Annotated in this window: 20 protein-coding genes and 1 tRNA gene; 12 read left to right on the top strand and 9 right to left on the bottom strand. The window is 68.0% G+C overall.

Annotated features, from left to right (window positions below):
• Positions 1-271 precede the first annotated feature (271 nt).
• Positions 272-1,216 (top strand): glycoside hydrolase family 64 protein, encoded by a 945-nt coding sequence (locus LO762_RS26280; RefSeq protein WP_230618690.1) that lies wholly within the window; start codon positions 272-274, stop codon positions 1,214-1,216.
• Positions 1,217-1,395: 179 nt separating this feature from the next.
• The gene (locus tag LO762_RS26275) at positions 1,396-2,073 is read left to right on the top strand and encodes a response regulator transcription factor (protein WP_230618689.1); all 678 of its coding nucleotides are present in this window, start codon (positions 1,396-1,398) and stop codon (positions 2,071-2,073) included.
• A 1-nt stretch (position 2,074) separates the two neighbouring features.
• Here the strand turns inward: LO762_RS26275 and LO762_RS26270 are convergent, their stop codons facing one another.
• Entirely contained in the window at positions 2,075-2,632 is a 558-nt protein-coding gene (locus LO762_RS26270) for a hypothetical protein (protein WP_230618688.1), read from the bottom strand.
• Between the two features lie 190 nt (positions 2,633-2,822).
• On the opposite strand from LO762_RS26270, the gene LO762_RS26265 reads away from it, so the two are divergent.
• From LO762_RS26265 to LO762_RS26240, 6 genes are all read left to right on the top strand, one after another.
• Positions 2,823-4,274, top strand: a complete 1,452-nt coding sequence (locus tag LO762_RS26265) for a HAMP domain-containing sensor histidine kinase (protein ID WP_230618687.1) — start codon at positions 2,823-2,825, stop codon at positions 4,272-4,274.
• Between the two features lie 107 nt (positions 4,275-4,381).
• Positions 4,382-5,374 carry a lytic polysaccharide monooxygenase gene (locus LO762_RS33220; protein ID WP_304523709.1) on the top strand — a complete coding sequence of 331 codons (993 nt, stop codon included), beginning with the start codon at positions 4,382-4,384 and terminating at the stop codon, positions 5,372-5,374.
• Positions 5,375-5,566: 192 nt separating this feature from the next.
• Complete coding sequence (locus LO762_RS26255; protein ID WP_230618686.1) at positions 5,567-7,441, top strand: thioester domain-containing protein; 1,875 nt, start codon at positions 5,567-5,569, stop codon at positions 7,439-7,441.
• Between the two features lie 246 nt (positions 7,442-7,687).
• Positions 7,688-8,689 (top strand): phosphotriesterase, encoded by a 1,002-nt coding sequence (locus LO762_RS26250; protein ID WP_230618685.1) that lies wholly within the window; start codon positions 7,688-7,690, stop codon positions 8,687-8,689.
• Positions 8,690-9,088: 399 nt separating this feature from the next.
• Positions 9,089-9,562, top strand: a complete 474-nt coding sequence (locus LO762_RS26245; RefSeq protein ID WP_230618684.1) for a hypothetical protein — start codon at positions 9,089-9,091, stop codon at positions 9,560-9,562.
• A 66-nt stretch (positions 9,563-9,628) separates the two neighbouring features.
• Positions 9,629-9,701 (top strand) — tRNA-Arg (locus tag LO762_RS26240).
• 637 nt (positions 9,702-10,338) lie between these two features.
• On the opposite strand, the gene LO762_RS26235 is transcribed toward LO762_RS26240, so the two are convergent.
• From LO762_RS26235 to LO762_RS26200, 8 genes are all read right to left on the bottom strand, one after another.
• Complete coding sequence (locus LO762_RS26235) at positions 10,339-10,908, bottom strand: A24 family peptidase (RefSeq protein ID WP_230618683.1); 570 nt, start codon at positions 10,906-10,908, stop codon at positions 10,339-10,341.
• A gap of 125 nt (positions 10,909-11,033) precedes the next feature.
• Complete coding sequence (locus LO762_RS26230; protein ID WP_230618682.1) at positions 11,034-12,452, bottom strand: integrase; 1,419 nt, start codon at positions 12,450-12,452, stop codon at positions 11,034-11,036.
• A 46-nt stretch (positions 12,453-12,498) separates the two neighbouring features.
• Positions 12,499-12,819 (bottom strand): hypothetical protein, encoded by a 321-nt coding sequence (locus LO762_RS26225; protein ID WP_230618681.1) that lies wholly within the window; start codon positions 12,817-12,819, stop codon positions 12,499-12,501.
• On the bottom strand, positions 12,819-13,013 hold the full coding sequence (locus LO762_RS26220) for an AlpA family transcriptional regulator (RefSeq protein ID WP_230618680.1): 195 nt from the start codon (positions 13,011-13,013) through the stop codon (positions 12,819-12,821). Before LO762_RS26220 ends, LO762_RS26225 begins: the two co-directional genes overlap by 1 nt.
• A gap of 4 nt (positions 13,014-13,017) precedes the next feature.
• Positions 13,018-13,434 (bottom strand): hypothetical protein, encoded by a 417-nt coding sequence (locus tag LO762_RS26215; RefSeq protein WP_230618679.1) that lies wholly within the window; start codon positions 13,432-13,434, stop codon positions 13,018-13,020.
• 91 nt (positions 13,435-13,525) lie between these two features.
• Positions 13,526-14,167: an AAA family ATPase gene (locus LO762_RS26210; RefSeq protein ID WP_230618740.1), complete on the bottom strand. Its 642-nt coding sequence runs from the start codon at positions 14,165-14,167 to the stop codon at positions 13,526-13,528.
• Positions 14,164-14,511, bottom strand: a complete 348-nt coding sequence (locus tag LO762_RS26205; protein ID WP_230618678.1) for a hypothetical protein — start codon at positions 14,509-14,511, stop codon at positions 14,164-14,166. Before LO762_RS26205 ends, LO762_RS26210 begins: the two co-directional genes overlap by 4 nt.
• A 117-nt stretch (positions 14,512-14,628) precedes the next feature.
• Positions 14,629-18,594 (bottom strand): hypothetical protein, encoded by a 3,966-nt coding sequence (locus LO762_RS26200; RefSeq protein ID WP_230618677.1) that lies wholly within the window; start codon positions 18,592-18,594, stop codon positions 14,629-14,631.
• 1,239 nt (positions 18,595-19,833) lie between these two features.
• On the opposite strand from LO762_RS26200, the gene LO762_RS26195 reads away from it, so the two are divergent.
• The 4 genes from LO762_RS26195 (at position 19,834) to LO762_RS26180 (ending at position 22,715) form a co-directional block, all read left to right on the top strand.
• Complete coding sequence (locus tag LO762_RS26195) at positions 19,834-20,649, top strand: hypothetical protein (protein WP_230618676.1); 816 nt, start codon at positions 19,834-19,836, stop codon at positions 20,647-20,649.
• Entirely contained in the window at positions 20,649-21,602 is a 954-nt protein-coding gene (locus tag LO762_RS26190) for a hypothetical protein (RefSeq protein ID WP_230618675.1), read from the top strand. Before LO762_RS26195 ends, LO762_RS26190 begins: the two co-directional genes overlap by 1 nt.
• A gap of 80 nt (positions 21,603-21,682) precedes the next feature.
• A complete protein-coding gene (locus LO762_RS26185) occupies positions 21,683-21,961 on the top strand; it encodes a hypothetical protein (RefSeq protein WP_230618674.1) in 279 nt (92 codons plus the stop codon).
• Positions 21,954-22,715 (top strand): hypothetical protein, encoded by a 762-nt coding sequence (locus LO762_RS26180; protein WP_230618673.1) that lies wholly within the window; start codon positions 21,954-21,956, stop codon positions 22,713-22,715. Before LO762_RS26185 ends, LO762_RS26180 begins: the two co-directional genes overlap by 8 nt.
• Positions 22,716-22,753 lie beyond the last annotated feature (38 nt).

Below are 22,753 nucleotides of genomic sequence, written 5' to 3'. Positions count from 1 at the left end.
GGACGGGAATTCCACGGGCCGTCAAAGAATGTCTCCCGCCTTTCGCCCGCGCGCCCGGATTTCGGGTTCGCGCCAGAGGTGAGCGGCTTTCTCCCGGTTTATCGCACTATGGGTCTTCTATGGCGAATCGCCCGGAGGGCGCGGCACGACCGGCCGTTCTGTGACGGATCGGGGTGTGGAGTCCAGTAGGGTCAAAAAGATCCTTTGGGCGGCGCCGCTCCGGTCACCCGGCGTCGGCGGCCGCCCGGCGCAGGCCGACCCCGGGAGCCCCATGACCTTCGGCAGCGGCGCACGGCGTGCCCTGTACGCGTTCCTCGCCACCCTCCTCGCCTGCTCCGCGGCCGCCTGCTCGGCGTCGCCCGAGCCGGTCCGGACACCCGGCGGGGAGGCGGCGCCCGCCGACTTCTGGGGCGAGACGGCCGACATCCCCGCCGCCCAGAACGTGCTCACCGTCAAGGTGCTCAACCGGACCAACGGGAAGTACCCGGACGACAAGGTCTTCTGGCGCTTCAACGACCAGGTCCACTCGATCGCGGAGCAGCAGTACCTCGACATGCCCGCGAACTCCTCCGGCCGCATGTACTTCCACCTGGGCTCCCCGGACAGCCCCTACAACGACTTCATCGAGTTCACCGTCGGCCCCGACGTCTTCCACGGCAACACGACGCGGGTGGACGCGTTCGCGCTCAAGCTGGCGATGCGGCTGCGCTCGCACGACGGCTACGACGTCGAGGTCGGCGAGGACCGCGCGACGTTCGCCGAGTCCCGCGAGGCGACGTTCCAGCGCTTCGCCGACGCGGTTCCCGAGCCGTTCAAGGACCTCGCCCGCGTCGAGGCCCCGCACCGGATCGTCGCGCCGCGCACCGCGCCCGCCTTCCAGCCCGGCGGCGCCGCCGAAGACTACTTCACCGCTTACGCCGCCAAGCATGGCGTCAAGGCGACCACAGCGGAGGTCGTCGGCTGCGCTGGCCCACTCGCCGAGAAGGCCGCCCTGTGCGCGGCACTCAACCGACACGTCGCGGGCAAACCTGAGGCGACCCAGCTTGACCCGGCGTCCTACTACAAGGCCGCTCCGGCCAACCACTACGCGAGGTTCTGGCACGAGAACTCCCTCGGCGGGCTGTCCTACGGCTTCCCGTACGACGACCACGCGAACCAGTCCTCGTTCGTCTCCCACGGCTCTCCCCAGTGGCTCCTGGTAGCCGTCGGCTGGTAGCCCCCGCCGAAACACGCCATCAGGCTGACACAACCGGCCGTGCGCGGAAATCCCCTGAGGGCTCGCCCAGGCGGTCGCGAAGCCCGTCCGTCGGCATGGGGGCGGTGCCGGGTCGTCCGGCCTCGACGGACACCCTGATCGGCCGGTCTTCGGGAGAAAGATGCTCTATTGTCCCGATGATGGCCACGGTTCTTCTCGTCGAGGACGACGCCCACGTGAGGCAGGCGCTGCTGCGGGAGCTGCGCCTGTTCGGCCATGTCGTGAGCGGGGCGGGCCGCGCGCTCGACGCGCTGCGCGAGGTCGCCGCGGGCGGCCCCGATGTGGTCGTGCTCGACCTGGGCCTGCCCGACCTCGACGGCGGCGAGGCGCTGAAGATGCTGCGCGCCGTGTCCGACGTGCCCGTCATCGTGGCGACGGCGCGCGACGGCGAGCAGGAGATCATCCGGCTGCTCGGCTCGGGCGCCGACGACTACCTCACCAAGCCCTTCTCGGCGGGCCACCTGCACGCGCGCATCGAGGCGGTCCTGCGCCGGACCCGGACGGCCACGCGCAGCGAGACCCTCACGGTCGGCGCCCTACGGGTGGACGTGGACCGCAGGGAGGCGACCCTCGAAGGCAGGCCGCTCCAGCTCTCCCGCAAGGAGTTCGACCTGCTCGCGCACCTCGCCCGGCACGCGGGCAGGGTCGTGCGGCGGCAGGAGCTGCTCGCGGAGGTCTGGCGGCAGCCCGGCGGCGACGACCAGACGATCGACGTGCACCTGTCGTGGCTGCGCCGCAAGCTCGGGGAGCGCGCCGCCGCCCCGCGCTACCTGCACACCGTCAGGGGCGTCGGCGTGATGCTCACCGCCCCCGAGTGAGCTAGTACTCGTACACCTCCACCAGCGGAGGGTGCCCGTTCCACCTCGCGAAGACCGCCGAGCCGTGCACCCCGTCGGTGAGGTCGACACGCAGCCAAGCGGTCTGCTCCCACACCTTCACCTCGAACCCGTTGTCGGGCGTCGCGGACACCAGGCGCGCGGACTCCTTCCCGAGGGAAAGCACGACGCTCCCGGAGACGACGACGTACGTCCGCACGGCGCCCGTCTCGGCCGGGGCGCTCGACGGCGCCGGCGACGGCTTCGGCTGCGCGGGCTTCCCGGTGGACGGCGCCGTGGTGCCGGACGTCGAGGGCGGCCGGGTCGGCGACGGCGACGTCCCGGCGACGCCCGTCGCGGGGCGCTCCTCGGCGGTGTGGGTGGGCGTGCCGGTGGGCTCCAGGCTCGGCGGCCGTCCCTGGAGCACGGGCACCTGGGCCGCCACGTCCGGGACGGCCCACGCCGTGCCGCGCAGCGCGTCGCCGACGCCGACCCACGTGATGCCGACGCCCGCGGCCGTCGTCGCGGTCCACACCGCGAGAAATCCAAGCCTTACCCGCATGCGGCTCATTATGGCCCCGCGCGCCCGCGTGCGACATCCCGAAAAATGCGCATACAGACGCCCAGAAAAAGTTATCCACAGGCGCTCGGGCGGCGGTTCGGGAATTCGGGTAGCGTCGCGGCGAACGGGTCGGGCGAACGGCGCACGACCGGCGGTCGAGGCACGCACAAAGGCCGGGGGGAGGTGGCACATGAGGGGAGCGCTGGCCCGGGTGGCCACGGCGGTGACGGCGATGGTCGCGCTGTCGTTCGTCCTCCCGCTGGGTCTGCTCAACGGCCAGATGGCGCGCGAACGCGCGCTCACGAACGCCGAGCGCCAGGCGTCCTCGCTGGTGCCCGTGCTCACGGTGACGTCGGATCCGGCCCAGCTCGCGGCGGCGCTCGGGTCGATCCCGGCGGGCGCGGCGGGCGTCATGGCGCTGCACCTGCCCACGGGCGAGGCGCTCGGGGTGCCGCACGCGCCGCCCGCCGATCTCGCGCGGGCGCACCGGCTCAAGCGCGCCTTCTTCGCGGACGCGCCGGGCGGCAGGGTCCTGCTGCGCCCCGTCGTGCTCGACGCCGAGCGCACCGCCGTGGTCGAGGTGTTCGCCTCGTCCGCCGAGCTCACCCGGGGGGTGGCGAAGTCCTGGACGATCCTCGCGCTGGTCGCGCTGGCACTGGTCGGAGTGTCGGTGGCGATGGCCGACAGGCTGGCGCTGCGCGTGGTCAGCGCCACCGATCGGCTCGCCAGGGCGCTGAACCGGGTCGCGGGCGGCGATCTCACGGCGCGCACGGTGCCGGGCGGCCCGCGCGAGCTGAGGGCCGCGGGCGAGGCGTTCAACCACATGGTCGGCGAGCTCGCGCGGCTGCTGGCCGCCGAGCGGGAGGCGGGGGCGGATCTGTCGCACCGGCTGCGCACCCCGCTCACCGCGCTGCGCGTCAACCTCGACGGCATGGCCGCGCACCCCGGCGATCCGGCCCGGCTCGCGCAGAGCCGGGAGGCGCTCGGCAGGCTGGAGGACGCGGTCAGCGAGATCATCGCGACGGCGCGCGGGATGGACGGGGAGCGGCCCGCGGTCCGGTCGTGCGACGCCGTCACCGTGGTCAAAAGGCGGTTGGAGTTCTGGTCGGCGCTCGCGGAGGACCAGGAGCGCCCGTGGGATCTCGTCGCGCCGGACGACCACGCGCCGGTGCCGATCCCGGCGGCCGAGCTGTCGGCGGTGGTGGACGCGCTACTCGGCAACGTCTTTAGGCACACCCCGCACGGCACCGCCTTCCAGCTCAGCCTGCACCGGGGTGAGCAGGCCACCGGCCTGCTGGTGGGCGACGCGGGTCCGGGCATCGCCGAGCCGGGCGACGCGCTGCGCAGGGGCGCGAGCGGCGGCGGCTCCACCGGGCTCGGCCTCGACATCGCCCGCCGTCTCGCGGAGTCGACCGGGGGCTCCCTGCGGGTCGGCAGGTCGATGCTGGGCGGCGCGCAGATCGAGGTGTGGCTGCGCACCGCGCCCAGGGCGGCGCCGCGCCGCGCCGTCCACCGGTCCGGGCGCAGGGGCGCGCGGTGGTCGCGCCGCGGTGCGCGCAGCGGCTCCGAGAACGGCCTTAGGGAAGACTTAAGTTTCCCTTCCGGAACAATTCAACAGTGGACCGAGAACGGCGCTTGTTAGCACCCGCTGATGCCTTCCTTAAGACCCTCTGAAAGGCTTTTTCGCGGCCTTTCCCACTGCCTAGCATCCGGGGTGTCGGAAACCCCCACCCCCTTTCGGAGGTCCGGATGCACAGGCACGGCAAGACCCTCCTCAGGGCGGCGGCGGCCGTCGCCACGGCCGCCCCGCTGGCGCTGCTCCCGTCGTCGCCCGCGGGCGCGCACGGCTCCATGGAGTACCCGCTGAGCCGGGTGATCGCCTGCTACCAGGAGAACCCGGAGAGCCCGAGTTCGGCGGCCTGTCGCGCGGCCGTCGCGGCCGGCGGCACCCAGGCGTTCTACGACTGGAACGGGGTGCGGATCGGCGACGCGGCCGGGCGGCACCGCCAGATCATCCCCGACGGGCGGCTGTGCAGCGCGGGCGACCCCGCCTTCCGGGGGCTCGACCTCGCCCGCGCCGACTGGCCCGCGACCCGGCTCAAGGCCGGGACGGACTACACGTTCCGCTTCCGGGTCACCGCCGTGCACAGGGGCGGCTTCCAGCTGTTCATCACCAAGGACGGCTACGACCCGACCAGGCCGCTCACCTGGTCGAGCCTGGAGTCCCAGCCGTTCCTCACGGCGGCGTCGCCCACCGCGACGGGCGGCTACTACCACCTGGCCGGGCGGATCCCGGCGGGCAAGACCGGACGTCACCTCGTCTACGCGATCTGGCAGCGCACCGACAGCCCCGAGGCGTTCTACTCCTGCTCCGACATCGTCCTCGGCGGGTCGGACGGCGGCGCGGCGCCCGTGCCCCAGCCGCCCGCGCCCCAGCCGTCGGCGTCGTCGCCCGCGCAGAGCCCGCGCCCGTCGGGCAAGCCCACCAAGCCCGGCCAGCCGACGAAGTCCCCGAAGCCGGGCAAGCCGACGACGCCGCCGTCCTGCCCGCCCGGCGGCGGCCACGGGAACCACCACGCGGCGGCGCTCCCCGAGGCCAAGCCCGCGTCCGGCACCAGCGCGCTCACCGGCCAGGACCCGAAGGGCATGGGCCTGATCGCCGGTGCCGTCGGGCTGGCCATCGGCGGCGTCACCGGGCTGCTGCTCACCACCCGCCGCCGCCCGTCCCGGGCCCGGCTGTGACGCCCGCCCCGACGGCGGCGTGATCGGGCCCCACGAAGATCATTTACCGGCGCGGGAGATTCTCCGAACGGCTCGGGTGAAAGCACTGCGGATGACGCCTAATCAGCGCACCCGCATCCGCGTCGGCCCTTCGCACGGCGGTTCCGCCCTCCGGTCACGAGCGGCGCGGTGGCCTACGACCGAGGGGAACCCATGCACATCGCAGCGTCCGCGCGCCGACTGTCGGCGACCGTGGCGAGAGCCGCCCGCCGCCTGGCGGGAGATCCACCGCCCCGCGCCCAGTCGAGCACAGGCCGGGGGCGGGCGCTCCCGACGAAGTCGGGAGGTGAAAAGCGCCCGTCCCCGGCCCGGTCGGGCACAGGCCGGTCCCGCCGCCTGGTGCTCGGCGGCGTCACGGGCGCGCTGCTCTCGCTGACCGTCGCCACGACGGCGTTCGCGGAGATCAACCCGGTGGGCAGCGCCCCCGCCGGGGTCGGCCTGCTCACCGAGGCGACCATCACGAACATCGAGAGCGGCGCTCCGGTGCAGGGCTTCATCGCGCCCGCCGACTTCGACCCGCTGACCGGCTACCCCGCCGTCGTGCCCGACGACTCGGAGGCGCACAACACGAGCTTCGCCGGGCTCATCAGGGTCGCCGACCCCGCCCCCGGCTCCACGCGCAGCGGGCTCACCTACTGCATCGACCTGCGGACCAGCACCCAGATCGGGGTGAACTACGTGCTGGGCGACTGGACCGAGGCGAACGTGCCGAACCTCGGCTACGTCGAGCACATCCTCGTCACCTACTTCCCGAACACCAACGAGCCCGCGGGGGCGTCGAGCGACGACGTCAGGGCCGCCGCCGTCCAGTCCGCCATCTGGTTCTTCAGCGACCGGTACGTCGTCGACCCCGAGAGCGCCGCGAGCGCCGAAGTCCGCGCGCTGACCGAGCAGATCGTCGCGGACGCGCTCACCAACGGGCCGCGGCCCGAGCCGGTGGCGCCCGAACTGACCGTGACGCCCACCGAGATGGACGCGCCGTCCACCGGCGAGATCGTCGGGCCGTTCCAGGTGTCCGGCACCGTCTCGGGGGTGCTGCGCACGAGCGGCGGCGTCGAGGTGTTCACCGACGCCCAGGGCGGCAACCGGCTCCTGGACGGCGCCGAGGTGAGCCCCGGCACCACACTGTGGGCGCGGAGCACAACGACCAACCCCGTCCAGGGCTTTGTCGTCGAACGGGTCTCCCAGATCCTCACCGGCACCGTGCTGCTGTTCGACGGCACCAATCCCGATCTCGACGCCGCGCAGAAGCTGATCCTGGCGCAGGAGACGGAACTCGCCGTCAGGGGCGGCGCCCACCTGCGGCGCTTCGCGGCGGGCTCGCTACGGCTCACCAAGACGATCACGGGCGAGGCGGCGGGCCTCCAGGGCGAGATCGTCGTCCAGGTCGTCTGCACCAACGACGACCCCGGCACCGAGGACCAGCGGCGCGTCGTGACGTTCCCCGGCGGCCTCGCGGCGGGCGACCACGTCCGCACCCTCACCGGACTGCGCGCCGGGAGCACCTGCGCCATCACCGAGCCGGAGGACGGCGACAACCCGCTCGTCAACCTGGAGCACGATCCCGTCATCGAGCCGCCGACCGTCGTCATCGTCGAGGAGGGCACCGCCGACGTGTCCGTGACGAACGCGTTCGTCCGCGCCACCGGCGACCTCAAGGTCGTCAAGCGGATCACCGGTCCGGGCGCGGGCCACCAGGGCGAGATCCGGATCAGGGTCGACTGCACCGACGACGCCTTCGACCGCGTCCTGACGCTCCCGGCGCACGCCAGGCCCGGCCTGCACCGGCTGGAGACCATCACCGGCATCCCGACGCTGACCCGCTGCCGCGTCAGCGAGTCCACCCGCGCCTCGACGGGCCACCACACCGGCCCTGCCCGCACACTGGTCCGGCCGCGCAAGGTCACCATCTCCGACGAGCGCACCAGCGTCATCGTCGTGAAGAACTACTACGACAAGTGCAAGGAGAAGCACGGCCGCTCTCCGTGGCCGACCTTCCCGGCCCCGCTCTTCCCCGGCCTCCACTGACGGCCGGGGAACCCGGACGGGGAGGGCGTGCCCACACCGCGCCCTCCCCGTGCCCTCGCGATGCCCCGCTGTCCGGGTCAGCTCGACCTGAGGGCGTGGGACCACCACCTCCACGTCCTCACCCCGACGTCCTGACACGGCGCCTTTCCGGGGCTTTCCGGCCCGGGAAAGGGCGTGGGATCCTGTCCGCCACATCGGCGGGGAAACCCCGTTCCCCGTGTCCGGTCGGCGAGGAGGAATGGGCTTATGGGTGCGGTTCCCACGGTTCCCACGGTTCCCACGGTTCTCGGGCAGGTGGCGGGCGCCGAGCTCGGCGTCACCTACATGCACGAGCACGTGTTCGTGCTGACCAGCGACGTCCAGGCCAACCACCCCAGCGAATGGGGAGACGAGGAGACGCGCGTCGAGGACGCCGTCACCAAGCTCAAGGCGCTCGCCGCGCAGGGCGTGCGCACCATCGTCGACCCCACGGTCATCGGGATCGGCCGCTACATTCCGCGCATCCAGCGGATCGCCGAGAAGGTGCCGGAACTCAACATCATCGTCGCGACCGGCGTCTACACCTACGACGGCGTCCCGTTCTTCTTCCGGCACCGGGGGCCCGCGCTCAACGAGGTCCTCGGCGCCGACGTGCCCGACCCGATGGTCGACATGTTCGTCGCCGACCTCACCGAGGGCATCGCCGGGACGGGCGTGCGGGCCGGCATGCTCAAGTGCGCGATCGACGATCCGGGCCTCACCCCGGGCGTCGAGCGGGTCATGCGCGCCGTCGCCCGCGCCCACCACGCGACGGGCGCGCCGATCACCGTCCACACCCATCCGGGAACGCGCACCGGCCTGCTGGCCAAGCGGATCCTGTGCGACGAGGAGGGCGTCGCCCCCCACCGGATCGTCATGGGCCACAGCGGCGACACCACCGACGTGGACCACCTCACGGAACTCGCCGACGCCGGTTTCATCCTGGGCATGGACCGCTTCGGCATCAACATCGACACCACCTTCGAAGCCCGCGCCGACACCCTCATCGAGATGTGCCGCCGCGGCCACGCCCCCCAGATGGTCCTCTCCCAGGACGCCTCCTGCTACATCGACTGGGTCGACCCGACCATCATGCCCTTCCTCCACCAATGGCACTACCTACACCTCCAACAGGACGTCATCCCCCACATCCTGTCCAGGGGCGTCACCCAAGCCCACCTCACCCAAATGCTCATCACCACCCCCCAAACCGTCCTCGCCCCCACCTGAACACACATCCCGCCAACCCGCCGAGCCGTCCCGTTTTCCAAGTTCAGTCCCGTTTTCCAAGTTCAACGGCAAGCGTCCCGCTGAGACAGCCGCCCCCACCCCATCCCGCCACGCACACCGTAAGCAGTCCCGCGACGCGCCCGCCTTCCGTCGAACCGGTGCCGTGCCCTTCCGGGGGTCGCACGTCCGTTCCAGCCATTTTCGGGCCATTCTTTTAGTTCTGAATTAATGACCGGATCAGGGGCCCAAGCGCGTCAAATACCAGGTGGGAAAGCGCGCAGTCAACGCGCCGAGGTGATAAGCGCCCCGAAGGTAGCTGCGCCAGGGCTGGCTTGTGGGCAGGCCGCGCGACAGGGGAGGCTCAGGAGGCGCGCGTGGTTGTGGGATGTAGAGATAGGGATGGAGCTCATGGTCCGGCAGGTCGGATTCCTCATGGTCTGCACACTCACCCTGACGGCCTGCGGCCCCGAGCCCGCAGGCCCCTCAGGAACCTCGAACCCGACCTTCGAAGCCGTAGGCGAGGACCCAAAGGTGCTCCGAGTCCGCATACCCGCGACGGCCGGCACCAAGACCCAACTCGTCCTAGGCTACGAACCCCTCGGCAAGTGCCTCACCGTCCGAACCCTGAACCCCGACGGCAAGCCCCAAGGCGCCCCCACCGTCCCGGTCTGGACCGACCCGGTAACCCCCGAGCTGTCCAACGGCCGCCGAGGCATCTCCTTCAACAACACCCGCATCCTCCAGGGCGAGAACTTCCACGCCTCCCCCCAAACCGTCTCAGCCCTCATCGGCCGAGACCTGGCCTCCTCCGGCCTCCCCCTCACCTGCGGCACCGCCAAGGGCTTCATGATCATCCACTCCCCCACCCCCTAACCGATTCGCCCAGCCCCCCAACCTCCTGTATGCTCAACACTCGTTGCCCCACCGCAACACCACCCAGCACCCGTAGCTCAATGGATAGAGCATCTGACTACGGATCAGAAGGTTAGGGGTTCGAATCCCTTCGGGTGCGCAGCCTAAAGCCCAGGTCAAGCTCTCTGACCTGGGCTTTTGTCATTTCCGGCCATACGGCCCACCCAGCGTTTTGTCCGGTTCGTTGGGGTTGGATGCGTCCATGATCGGCTGCGTTTTCCCTATGCTTTCCCGCGAGCTCTCCCCGGAACCGCCCCTCTACCTGCGGTTATACGGCTGTCACGAGACAGGCTTTCCCGCGACTCTTCCCGAGTGGGAGCCCCGAGATCTCTGGGCGTCGGATGTCTACGCTCGCTACCAGGTGGCCATCTCGTCGGGGATCGCGGCCGGGGCCGACCCGATGCCCTTCGGATCAGGCACAGGAGAGTCGTCGCCCTTGACGGCGAGCTCTACCACCCCTTTGGCGATATTCCGGACCGCGCTGTACCGGTGACCGCCGCCCCAGCTACGCCACTTGTGGAGGGTGAGCTAACCCGTTTCCCCAGTGCCCAGTAAGCGACTTCGATGTAGGCGGTCGCCGTAGGTGATCTCCCTTGAAGTCGGCATCCAGAGGGGAAGATCAGGGCGTTGCGCGTGTCCAGGGTAGGGATGAAAGTCCCGACCGGAAAGTTCGGTCGAGAGCTCGGAGACCGTTTCCGGGGACAGCGGGGACAGCGGGGACATGGGTGATCGCGGATCTACGCGAAGATCAAAACCGAAGTCAGCGTGCCGGCGATCATCACAGGACCGAAGGCCATCCGGTCGCGGACGCTTGCCCGGCGGGTAGCGATCAGGACTCCGGCGACGAGCAGCCCCAGCGTGTGGATCGCGATCACGCCGACCCCGAATGCTCGAAGCCCCAACCAGCCAAGGATCAGCCCGAGGGAAGCCGAGAGCTTGACGTCCCCGAATCCGAGCTGGTCCGGAGCGATGAACCACATACCGCCGTAGAGCAGGAGCATGGTGATCATGCCCGCAAGCGCGTGCGAGAGGGGATCGAGTCCCATGGTCACTGACGCGGCGGTGAGCAGGGCGAGCGTGGCGGCTCCGGCCGAGAACGTCAGCGGGTCGGGGAGGCGACGAAGCGCGACGTCGATGTGGGCTAGAGCGGGCCCGAGGATAGCGGGCACGAGGAGCGCGGGGAGGTCAGCGCGCCATCCGACTTTGGCCGAGATCGCGCACACGAGGATGGCCGAGAGGATCACCGCTGGCCAAGGACGCTCCCGGACCGGCCGAAACCAGCCGGAATGCCGCGTGATCTCCGACATGGGTGCCGACTTTAGCCCCAGCGGCGCCTGGGGGCTGCGGTGGGCCCTCCGGATGGCTCCCGAACGGAGATGACAGAGGGCCCTCCAGCGGTCGCTGGAGGGCCCTCGATGGCCTCTATCGGCTTCTACCAGGAACGAAGGACACTGCTGATGCTCGCCTTGTCGCGGTCCTGCTGACCCGACAGGCACCAGCTGTATGCCTCTCGGAGAACCTCCGGGCTGTTGCCCGCCCATTCGGACGCCTGTGTGTCGGAGACGCCCGACTGCAACCAGAGAGAGATGCCTGCGTGCCGCAGGTCGTAGGGACGCCGCGCGAGAGGTGAGGCCTGCTCCTGTGCGGTCAACGCCTTCTCCCGAGCCCGACCCCAGACCTTCATGATCGTGGAGACGGAGAGCGGGCGGCCCTGCTCCCCGAAGAAGATCAGACCTCCCGGCCCTTCACCGAACTCCTCTAGATGCCAGCGGAGGAGCCCGACCCCCTCAGGAGGAATCGGCGGGTACCGGTATTCCCCCTGCTCCCTGTGCTTCAGCGGGCCCGAGTCCCGGCTCTGCCCCGAGTCGGTCCAGTCCTTGCCCACCTCGGGCGCGGCCTTGCTCAGCGTCCACTCCGCCCACTCCGCATCGGTGTCCGGAAGAACGACTTCCTCCTTCCACCTAGCCGGAACGACTTCCTCTGGCCGAAGCGCGGAGTAGTAGAGGGAGCCGAAGAACGCCTTGAGCCGGGGTCCGCTGCGCGGGACCTCGCCGACGGCCTCGATGAGCCGCGCGGCCTGCCGGGGATTCACCACACAGCGCCGGTCGACTTTGGCGATGGCGGCACGCCTGGACGGTGTCGCGATGCCGTGCACCGTGAAGGGATGGGCTTCCAGGATCTCTTCCACCAGGCCGTACTTGAGCGCCGCCGCGAGCATGACCTGATGCCTGCGCCTCGTGCTGAGGGCGGCGTCCTTGCCGTCGGCCTTCGTGGTGGCGGCCTTCAGCAACGCCCTCGTGACGGCCTGCCGTTCGAGATCACGCATCGGCCGGCACTCGGCTTCGATCCACTCAAGGATCTCCGCGTACTTGCCGGGCGCCTCCGTGCGATGAGCCGTGTTGAACCCCCAGCGTCGCAGCGCGGTACGGATCTCCCGGTCGGTGTACGGCCGGTCACCCGCGGACGGGAGCATCCCGAGGGTGGCAAGGCTGAAGGCATATGCCAATCCCGCCCTGTGGTTCCCGGAACTCCCCTCCCACTTCTTATCGACATAGCCCCGCGCCGCGGAGTACCAGGTGGTCGAGCTCTTCTCCCTGCGTCGGGCTTCCTCCTCCCGCCGCTCCCGCTCACGCGTCCAGGAGAGCGGTTCGCCGGACTCGATCTCGAACGCCTCTCCCGCCTTCTGCGCGACGTTGAGCTTGCTCTTGAACGCTTCTGCCAGGCCCGCCTTGGCGAAGGTACGTGTCTTCCGCTGACCCTGGACGTACCAGATCACGCGGTAGGAGACGATCTTGCCGTTCGCGTTCTTTCGCTTCTCGATGGAGTAGATGCGGATGTGGTAGCTCTCCATCCTCATTCCTCCCCTTCGAGTTCGGCGATCGAGATGGTGGTCGGCATCAGTTGCTCCCGTCCTTCTCGACGAGCCAGCGCTTGATCCTGCCGATGACGCGGCCCAGGTGCTCGATCTCGGCTTCGGTCTTCTTCGTCGCCTCGTCGAAGGCCCAGGTTTTGGGGAGGCCGGTCTCTTCGTCGAAGGCCGCTCCGCACCTGACCGCGGACTGGAGCATGTTCCGGAAGGCGTCGGCGTCGGCGCGCTGCCGGAAGGAGCGGCACCGTCGGCGTCCGCCGACCTGCCAGTTCGCTCGATGGGTGGGGGCCTTCCCCGCACCGTTGCCGCGGGTGTGGATCTGCCCGACTCGGACGTGCTTGGCCTTCATCAGTTCGCGTCCTCTCGGCTGCTGATCCAGCGGTCGAACTCGGCACGGCGGACCCTGAGGCGGCCGTTGGGGAGCTTCGCGCACCTCGGGCCGGTGCCTTTGAGGCGCCATTCGTAGAAGGTGCTGCGGGAGATTTCGAGCTCGTCGCAGATCTCCGCGACGGTGAGCCAGATGCGTCCGGTGTGCTCGGTCAACGCCTCACCTGCCGCTCTGCTGGGCGGCGCGGGCGCAGGCCTCGCACAGGGCGTAGGCCATGATGATCGGCCCGCTCGCGGCAAAGGATCCATAGAGGTTGTCCTCGTCGGTGCCGCACCGGTCACAGCAGGTCGCCTTGGGCCCCTCGGGCTTCAGGAAACCGGTGCAGTCCGTGCAGACGAGGATGTTCGTCGCCCAGGCGGCCGTGTGGGCGGGCCGGGGCGACGACGTGATGTGGGCGCAGTAGTGGATCTCACCGTTCTGGCACTTCAGGTGAAAGTCGCGGAACCGTTCGGTGATCCAGTCGTCCTGGTGGTGGATCGGGAATCCGTGCGCGGCGGCGGAACTGCTGATGATGGCGCTCGCCGCAGCGGACGCCGCACGCCACTGGTCGTCGAACGCGATCTCAGAGGGGGTCATTTCAGGTCCTTCCAAGAACCTCGGTAGAAGCTGGCAATGGGGTGAAGGGACAGGGCAGGGGGTTTGTGACCGGCGCCAGGGACATCGGGGACTATGGGGACTCAGAGGGCTCGGTGACGAAGTAGTGGCCTCTGCCGTCGCTGTAGAGCTGGGCGTCGTCGGCCATCCGCTTGACCGACTTCTTGGTCAGCTCGTAGGCGAGGCCGGTGCCAGCGGCGATGGCCTTCGGGGTTTGCCCCGGCTCCGCGCGCAGGAAGGCGAGGATTTGCCCGCGGGTGTCCGACATGACGAGTTCGGCGACGGGTTGGTCGAGGCCGAACCACAGCCCGAGCGAGGCGTCAAAGCCCAGCGCGAGCTCGGTCTCGTCCACATCTCGTCCAGTGACCTGGAGGACGCCGTCCGCTCTGCCTCGCATTCGGCGCAGGACGACGATCGCGTCCGCCGCACCGGCCAGGCCGTTCGTCCCGCTGAGCTCTTCGAGGAAGTCCTCGGCGCCCGCCTTCCGGGTGTGGTGGACGACCAGAAAGGGGACGCCGTAGCGGTCCGCGATGTGCTTGAGCTGGCCCACCGCGTTGTAGTCGGCCTCGTAGGCAGAGCCTGGAGGAGTCCGGCCGCGCAGCTTCGCGAAGACGTCCACGACGACCAGGCGTGCGGTCGGGTTGGCGTCCAGCCACATCGCGATCTGTGCCGCGCCGCCCTGGGCGAGGGTCGGGCACTCGATCACACAGGTCAGGCCCTTGGGAGGTCGAACCCCAGCCAGGACCGTGCCGAGCCGCGTCTTGAGGCGGCGGCCGGTCGATGCGGCTGCCGCCAGACCTTCCGGACCCGGTAGACGCCGTAGTCGTCGGCATGAACCCGGCTGATCTCGGTCTTCAGCTCCTCGTCCCGCTGGGTGCGGGCGCTGGGTCGGCGGGTCTTGGCCGCGTAGCAGGCGCTGGTTGCGATCTTCATCCCGTGCCCGGTCAGGACACGGCAGATCGGCTCGACCCCGAACACCTGCTTGAACGCGTCGATGAACGCTACGAGCGTCGCGATGGCCGGTCGAACTCGGCCGCGACGGCCTTCATCGCCGCCCACTCCGTCGGGTAGTTCGGACGCACCTCCCCGACCATGCGCACCGCACGATCACGAAGCTCAACAGGGTGGAGGGACGAACGTGCCATGACTCGACCCTCTCAGGGAATCGAGCCTCCATCAGACCCGGCGCGGTTCACCACCCGGCCGCGAAATCATCATCACCATCGACTTGAGATAAATACCATTTATGCGAGCAAGATCGTCTGACTGGGAGATCAGGTCTGCCCTCAAGCTGTCATAGGAAAGTCTCTTCGCTTGCGTCTTTCGTTTACCGCTCTTGGTCCAGAGTTCGATCGGGTACCAGCCGACGAGGTAGATGCCTGCTTCTGCTTGGGTCACTGGGAGATAGCGTCCGACCAGTTGCTCTTCTTGAGCTGTCAGCACACCATCATTCCATGAGCCTTTGACCTCGATCACTAGCTTGAGCGGTTCGGTTGCCGATGTAGCGTGGCCATCTGAGTCTGCGGGAATCGCCTCGATGAGGAGGTCCGTGCGCTTGCCGGATCCATAGGCGTTAGTGGGGTGGACGAGGACCTCGCGATTCACGACCACGCGGTGGCCTGACATGCGCAGTCTCAGTTCGTGGGCGAGGTAGGCGCAGAGGGCGGCTTCCAGCTTCGGCTCCCAAGACTCCGACATCGAAGCGCCGACCAGACTCGTTGATTTCGGGCTCTCCGGCTCGCCCGGAATACGATTCCAAAGCAGCTCGCAGTGAGAATGCAGATCTTTTTCGATATTCTTCAGGGTATCGAACGTGACCTCAAGGAGGTCGGCACTGTTACGGATAATTCGCTTTCTCTGGTCCGCGAGAAGCGCGGCCACGTCGCTTACCTTTACCTGTTTCCCACCAACGAGTGCGTAGCGCTTTTTCGCTGCGATCAGTGCCGCCGCTACCTCCAGCCGAGTTGGGTGCCTGTTGGCCAGGACACGGAGTTCCTTCACGGCTTGGAGCGTCCCACGTCCAGCGAGATTTCGGAGAAGCCGACCTTTCCACTGGTGTACTCGATCGTCGGGGCCGAGGTAGCGGAACCCAGATCGCGGCTCCGCGGTCTCCCCCGGGAACAGGTCATGAAGCCATCGGTAGAGGTCGGCCACGTCGATCTCGTCGAGTTGCGCAGTGATCCGTTCGCCTGCCTCAGCACGGGCGCAGGCGTGAGCCAGCCTTCGGCCCAGCGCCATATCAGCGGAAACATAGTCCTTGACCCTCGTCCAGTGCGTGCGAGCGTCGTGCAGCATCAGAGCCTGGGCAGCGAGGATCGTCGCTTCGGTTGCGCCATCGGTCTGCGGGCGGTGGTTGAGAGCTGCGTCGACAAGGTCCATTCCGGTGTCGCTGGCTATCTCCAGGAGAGAACCGATCAGCTTGTGCCACGCACGCAACGCCGCCTGAAGCGGCTCTGCACCCTCTGGCAAAACGATCTGGACACGATCGCAGGCGGTCAGATCGCTTTCACTTGGCACGACGTCGAGCACACTGGCAAGTTCGATAGCCAGCTCCTCCATCGCAACTCGCAGCTCTGGTGCCCACTCTGGATCAACCGCGTCGAGTTCTATGGGGTACTGCCCTTCGTTCAGCGACGCGACCCCGATCTGGCGAACTCGTTCTGCCAAGGGAGCTGGGGCCTTGCAGGCCGCCATACGCAGGAGGTCCTGGCGGGCAGACTCGCGACCGGATACACCGAAGACCTCGCTGAGGATGGCTGCCGACCAAGCGGCCCATACCGATGACGACAGTTCTGCGAGACGGTCGGCAGCATGCAGTTCCAAGAGGAGTGTGTACCCGGCCCAGGACACCCAGTTCTGAAGGCCTTTGCCGATCCAGGTTTCTGCACGATCGTTCTCAGCTTCCAGGTAGCGCAACGCGAGCTCTGGCAGGTCTGCCAGACCGTCTCCCAGGGCACCCAGTGCCGGCCAGGTCCTAATCGGGCCTGAGGGCTGCTCGTATCGGCCGTCCTGCAGATCGACCTGGCCGTGCCGTAGGAGCTTCCACAGACTGTCGTTGTCACCTTCTCGGACTTGGGCAAGCAACCGTGTGACTTCGGCGAGGAATGCGTCCTTCTCCGACCACCGCTCATCTCGCCGCGCGTGGCGCTTTCGCAGGAACCTGGCGTACTCGCCGTCGAGATCGACCGGCTCGTAGAACTGACGCAGGTACGGCCATGCTGGGTGGTCCTCGTCGTAGGCCAGGTCGAAGGCCCACCGCTCATTGCGCGGGAAAACGGCTTCGGCCAAGTGTCCGTAAAGAGTGACCGTGGTTCCATCGTTATCGTCGAGGCTACGTGTCTCGTCTAGGAGCCATACCAGGTCCGTCTTGTCCAGCAACTGGTGGCGGCTGGGCGGCCTCTCGTCCAGCCGCAGGAGTCGTCGGGTAGAAGCGCTCGGCCTCCAAGAGTCCACGATCTGCAAGGCAGCCTCTCGCGGGTCAACCCCGACTCGAGCTGCCTCTCCTATCAGTCTCTGCGCTAGACATCGCCTTAGATGCTGGCCCTGCGGGCCATCTATTCCCTCTTCATCAGGTAGCAGGGCTGCGGGCAGGCCGACCTTGCGATGGTTGAAGATCAAAATACAGATGATCTTCGCCAGAGGCTCCAAAAGCTGCTGAACGTGCTTACTCGTCAGCACGCGCTCGACCAAAGCGTCAACGATTGTGGAGCCGAGGCCCGCCTCGTTGAGGTCGAAGCCCTTCCCGCGATGACCAGGTTCCGAGACGACATCTTGTACCCAGCCCAGAAGTTTAGGTAGATCCGCCTCAGGGCACTGGTAAGGCATGTTTCGGAGGAACTGGCTATACATGTTGTAGGTGCGAGGTACCGGGGGAACCAGCGCCTCGAGCAGTGTCTCGACATCGAGGTGCTCAGGCCACAAGAAGGTCAACAGAGTCCCCCTGACGCGGTACTCCGGATCGACTCTCTTCGAGTAGGCCGTATCGGTGAGATCTGTGAGCATGCCGATGAGCAGCGGTACCGCAAAATGACCGTCGCATCTGAATGCCGCGCTCACCGCCAGGCGGCGTTCTCCCACATCCCAGGCATCGTTCTTCGCCACCCGCAGCGACGCCTCCGCCAGACGTGGCTGGCCCGGTCCGGCTTCTTCTGCCAACCTGAGCGCCAGCCGAAGCCGAGCCGTCGCATCCCACCCGTCAGGTCCGTTGGCTGGCGCTGCGTCGATGGCTTCAGCAAGCTGGTCTGCGAGCCCGGGGTGATGCAAGTCCCAGCGGGCGAACTGCCACGGGGTGTCGCTGAGTTCAACCTGTGGCGCTCGTTCCAGGAGCCTTTGCACGGTCAGGCGGCGGACTTCGTCAGAGCGAACCAGGGCACTGTGTACGGCAAGACTCTCTGGGTCTGCGGCGGCCAGCCAGTCAGTGGCCACGGGATTCAAGGCGACGAGCCATGCAGCGGTCTCGCGCAGCGGAGCGGGAATACTCGCGGTGTCACTGCCTGGAACTCCAGCGAGGAACAGGTTTGCGAGCTGACGCTGATCTACTCCGCAGTCTGTGAGGTACTTGGCCGCCAGATAGGCGGTGATCGACGAGTGCCGAAACGCCACCCTGTCGGTCTCTGGCCTGGTGAACAGCGCAGTCTGAAGGGTCTCCCAGACCATGTTGGCCGTGACTTCGAACGAACCGACCGTGAGCCTTTCATTGCCGTCCACAAGAACACCGTCTGGTAGATCGTGGATACTTGCCTCGCGTGCTGGGCCCAGCCATACCGTCCGCTTTCCGGAAAGCAGCGTCCAGGCCGCGATGCGGCCAGCGACGCGAAGTCTCTGCAATGCGGTCGAGGTTATGGGGCGTTGCTGCGCACGGTCTCTCTTAGGTCCCTCCGCCAGGAGGGTCACGCTACGGGCGAACAGGTCCTGGGGATTTCCCTGCAATCCTCCGTCAGCCTGATGCGCCACGACGAGCAGCTCCAAGGTCATGGGGGTGCTGGCCATCACGGCCGCTCCCGCCCTCTCCGCAGCCATGATCAGTTGCTCGCCCGACACACCGTCCGCGCTGTCCGCTAGCCGCACCGCCTCATCACGGGTCAACGGGACCAAATCAACGCAGTGACACACGCCGAACGCCTCAGCGAGCACGGACGTCATCCGACCCGGATAATCCGCAGTGCGGCAAGCCATGAGAAACCGAATTCGGCGTGTGTCCCTCCCCCTCAGCCATTTCCCCAACCGGTTCGCCAGGAAAGTGAGAGAGATCCCGATCTCATCGGCTTGATCCAAAACCACGGTCAGTGTCCCCGGATGAAGATCACCACCTCTCGGTGGGAGCCCGGAAAGCAGATCACCTATCTCCTCCACATACGAACTCTCACTCAGATACCCCGCGACCACCCACAAACACGCATCATGATCCCCATCCCAGACGTCATACACCCTCGGCAGGCCCGCTGTGAGGCTCGACAGAAGGAATGACTTTCCGGCCCCAGGCTCACCCAGGACAACCATCGCGCCGCTTTTCGCGACAACAACAGGATCTGCGAGCACACCTGGGGCCAGATCCCCGGCCTCTTCCACAACCGCTTCGAATCTCGAACGAAATGCTTCAGAGGACGGTAGGTCCGACCCCTCCGCAGTAACCTCGCCGCCCCGAATCCTGCACACGCGAGGCACCTGAAAACCGAAGACGTCTCCCACCACAGACCTGATCCTTCCAGAAAAACCCAGGCCATCGAGGGGTCCCACGGAATCCCTCTAAAGACCCGGACTCGGCAAGGTTCAGACACACACAGCTTCGAACCAATCACCCTTCGGGTTCAGATCGGATCACGCGCCCTAACGAACTATGTGATCCGCATCACTGCCCAGTCGCTTCCCCGTCATCGGCGATGCCTGGTGCTGGCGCCTTCTTCTTGGGGCGACCTGCTCCGCCGGGGCGAGGGCGGGATTCGTGCCAGGCGATGATCCGCGCTGGCTTCCACAGGTGCGTTCGTCCGATGGACTGATCCGGCTCGGGCATCTCGCCCCGGTGCCGATAGGCGCTGACCGTTCCGACGCCGACGTTCAGGTACGCGGCTACCTCGCTGGTCCTCCAGTACTCGGCCGACGGATCCGGCGCAGTAGTGCCGCTCACCGGTGGGGACGTCCTCTCGCTTGGCGGCATAGCAGGACCTCACGATACTCCGCGCCCGACAACGGCTCGCCGGGCGCTCGACGCGGGACTTGGCCCTTGCCTCACGATCCCCCGCCATCGCCCTCTTCGAACTGGCCCGTCGCCCGAATCGCTGCCCATTCTTCGTGATCGATCCGTGATTCGGGGGCTACTTTTCGGGCCGCTTTTCCGGCAATCGGCCCTCTCGATCTTGGCGTTCACCGACGAAAGGACACACGGTGAACGCCACCATCACCCGCTCGACCGGCCCCAACTTCACGCCGCGCTTCAGCCACTTCCGGCTGCTGAACGACGAGTGGGACGGACTGCTCATCAACCGCGTCGCGAACGCCACGACCGCGCGGTGGGCAGAAGAAGAGCCCACCCTGGCCGGCCTCGTCACGATCGCATCGTTCGAATCCGCCCGTCAGCGCCCCATCGCCGAGATCGACACGATCCTCGCGGCACTGCTGCGGCGGGCGTCGTTCGCCGGGAGAGAAGGCGACCTCGCGAGCCGGATCGTGTTTCAGTTCATGCTGCCCAAGGCCGCGAGGCTGACCTCCTTCTACCGGGACCAGATCCCGGACCTCGATGAGCGGTGCCAGCTCGCGCTCACGTCCCTCTGGATCGCGATCAAGGAACACCCCCGACACCTCGGGAAGTTCATCGCGCCGAACATCGGCTGGCGCGCGCACAAGATCATGCGGAAGGAGGCCCTGGTCTTGTCGCAGGAGACGCCGATGGGCGCGCTGGGCGGCGAGTACGAGCACGCCAACATCGGTGAGGACTTCGGCGGCGACGACCTCCACCCGAGTGAGCAGCTCGCCATGGTCCTCGTCTGGGCCGTCGCCCAGAAGGTGCTCACCATCGCCGAAGCCGAGATGCTCTCGGCCCGCTACAGCTCTGAGTCCATCGGCGAGCCTGCGAAGCAGAGCTGGAAGACGGTCGCTGACGTCGACTTGGGCATCTCGCCCGCGGCGATGCGTCAGCGGTGCTCGCGCGCCGCGCGCCGTCTCGCCGCCGCCATCGCCGCGTACGAGGGCGTGGCCGCCTGATGATCATCCGAATTCGAGACGGACTCATCTGGGCGCTCGCCGGTCTCGGCGTCGTCCTCGTCGCCGGTGTCCTGTCCCCCACCCCCACGAGCGCCGACCAGCCCGGCGAGATGTGCGAGCGCTACCAGTCCACTCCGGTCGACGGCGGATACGTCGTGAGCACGAACCGGTGGAACAGCCTCGGAGACCTCTGCCTCACGACCAGCGGCGGCACCGATTTCCGGGTCACCAGAAGCACGATCGATCCGGCGAACGTCGAGGTGGCCGGCCGTGGGCCGGGCGCCTACCCGAACATCGCCACGCCGCTCGACGACGACCGATTCCCGATCTCTGTCGACGCCCTGGCCGGTGCCACGACGAGCTGGGCGGTGACCGACGGCGGAGGAGGCGGCACCTACAACGCCGCCTACGACATCTGGTACCACCCGGACCGGCAGGGGTGCCCCGGCGTCATCACCGACGCCCGATCGATCGAGCTCATGATCTGGCTGAAACACCCCAACTTGGAGATCCCCAACGACTGGACGATCGCGAAGGATGTCCAGGTCGGCGATCGCCGCTACAACATCTACGGCTTCACGGGGCCGACCGGCCAGGCCGCCGTCATCTACGACATGGTCACTCCGGTGAACGAGGTCACCGATCTCGCCCTCGGGCCGATCACCCAGGACTTGATCAACCGTGGCAAGATCCCCGGCACCGGTGTCCTCTGCCAGGTGAGCGCCGGTTTCGAGCTCCACGCGGGCGCACCTGAGGGCTTGGCGACAACCTCGTTCGCCTTCAACCCCAACGGCACCCAGGCGCCGGCGCCAGCCCCGGCCAACGCCCCATGCGGGGCCAGCTCCGCGCCGACGGCAACACCGTCAGCGCCCGCTCCGGCTACCCCGACGGCGACCGTCCAGCCCAACGGCGGCGGCTCCCCGACGGCGAGCCCCGGCGTCAGGACCACCTAGCGCAAGGCACTCGGTCACACCTCCAGCTCGGCAGGGCCTCAGCCAGTTGATCCATCGCCCTGCCTAGCTGGAGTCGCCGCTTGACGAACGAACGCACCACCCCAACCCCAACCCCGACCGACGACGAGATCACGCTCGGCGTCGCCTACGCCGTCCTCCTCCCTCTGCTCGACCGCCTCGCCGTCCGGCCGTTCGACCGCCGGGTCCACGCAGAGCTCCGACTCCATCTGGACTTCCTCGCCGCAGGCACAGCCGACGCCTTCGACCGGCTCACCGCGCGCACGCCGGAAACGCTCGGGAACCGGGCCCTGGTCATCGAGTCGCTCCACGTCGACGCGGAGGGCTGCGCCGATGAATGAGCACCACTGGAACGACCATCGCGGTGTCGATGACGCGCTCAGGGAGCGGTTCCAGGTCGCCTTCCAGACCTCGCTGGAGATCTTCGGCAGCGCCAAGCAGCGCGCGATCAGCCGCTCCCAGCGCCTTCAGGCCGACCTCGAACGCAAGAGCCGCGAGGCACGCGATCGGCTGCGCGCCCAGCACCGCGCCGACATGCCGGTGATGCGCCAGGCCTGGTCGCGGGGCTGGTGGAAGAGCGTCAAGGACAAACCGGAAGAGATCGCGCATGTCGTGGAGGTCGCCGGGAGCTGGGCGCGGATGGGAGACCCCGCCGGCGAACGGACGCTCCAGGAGCTGAGCAGGAAGATCAAGGACGAGTTCGGCATCGACCTCGACCTCTCCCTGACTGATCGCGGCGACCTGGTCGAGCAACTCGGCACCGCTCTGGCGCCCGCTCCCAAGGAGCGCGACGACCTCGACGTCGCCAAGGCCTTCGCCCGCGCCAACGGCGAGAAGCCAGAGACCGCGGTCAAGGCGGCGCTCATCCGCCGTGAGCTCGGCGACGAGGAGTGGTGGAGCCGCGCACCGGACGAGGAGAGTCGTGGACCCGGGCTTCCTGTTGGTGGCCTGGGATCGGGTGAGCGGGAACAAGGGCGGGCGGGATCGGAGTTTCCGGCCGTTGCCGGTGCGGGAGCGGATGATTCCCAAGGCGGGAAACTGCGTTGTTTGGGGATCCGATGTCGAATGACCGACCCCTACGGATCAGAAGGCTAGGGGGTCGAATCCCCTCGGGTGAGCGATACAAAATCCCA

The sequence above is a fragment of the Actinocorallia sp. API 0066 genome (genome assembly GCF_020991275.1).
GTDB lineage: Bacteria > Actinomycetota > Actinomycetes > Streptosporangiales > Streptosporangiaceae > Actinocorallia.
The sequence above is the reverse complement of the archived record's forward strand: the minus strand, read 5'-3'. Positions and strand labels throughout refer to the sequence as shown.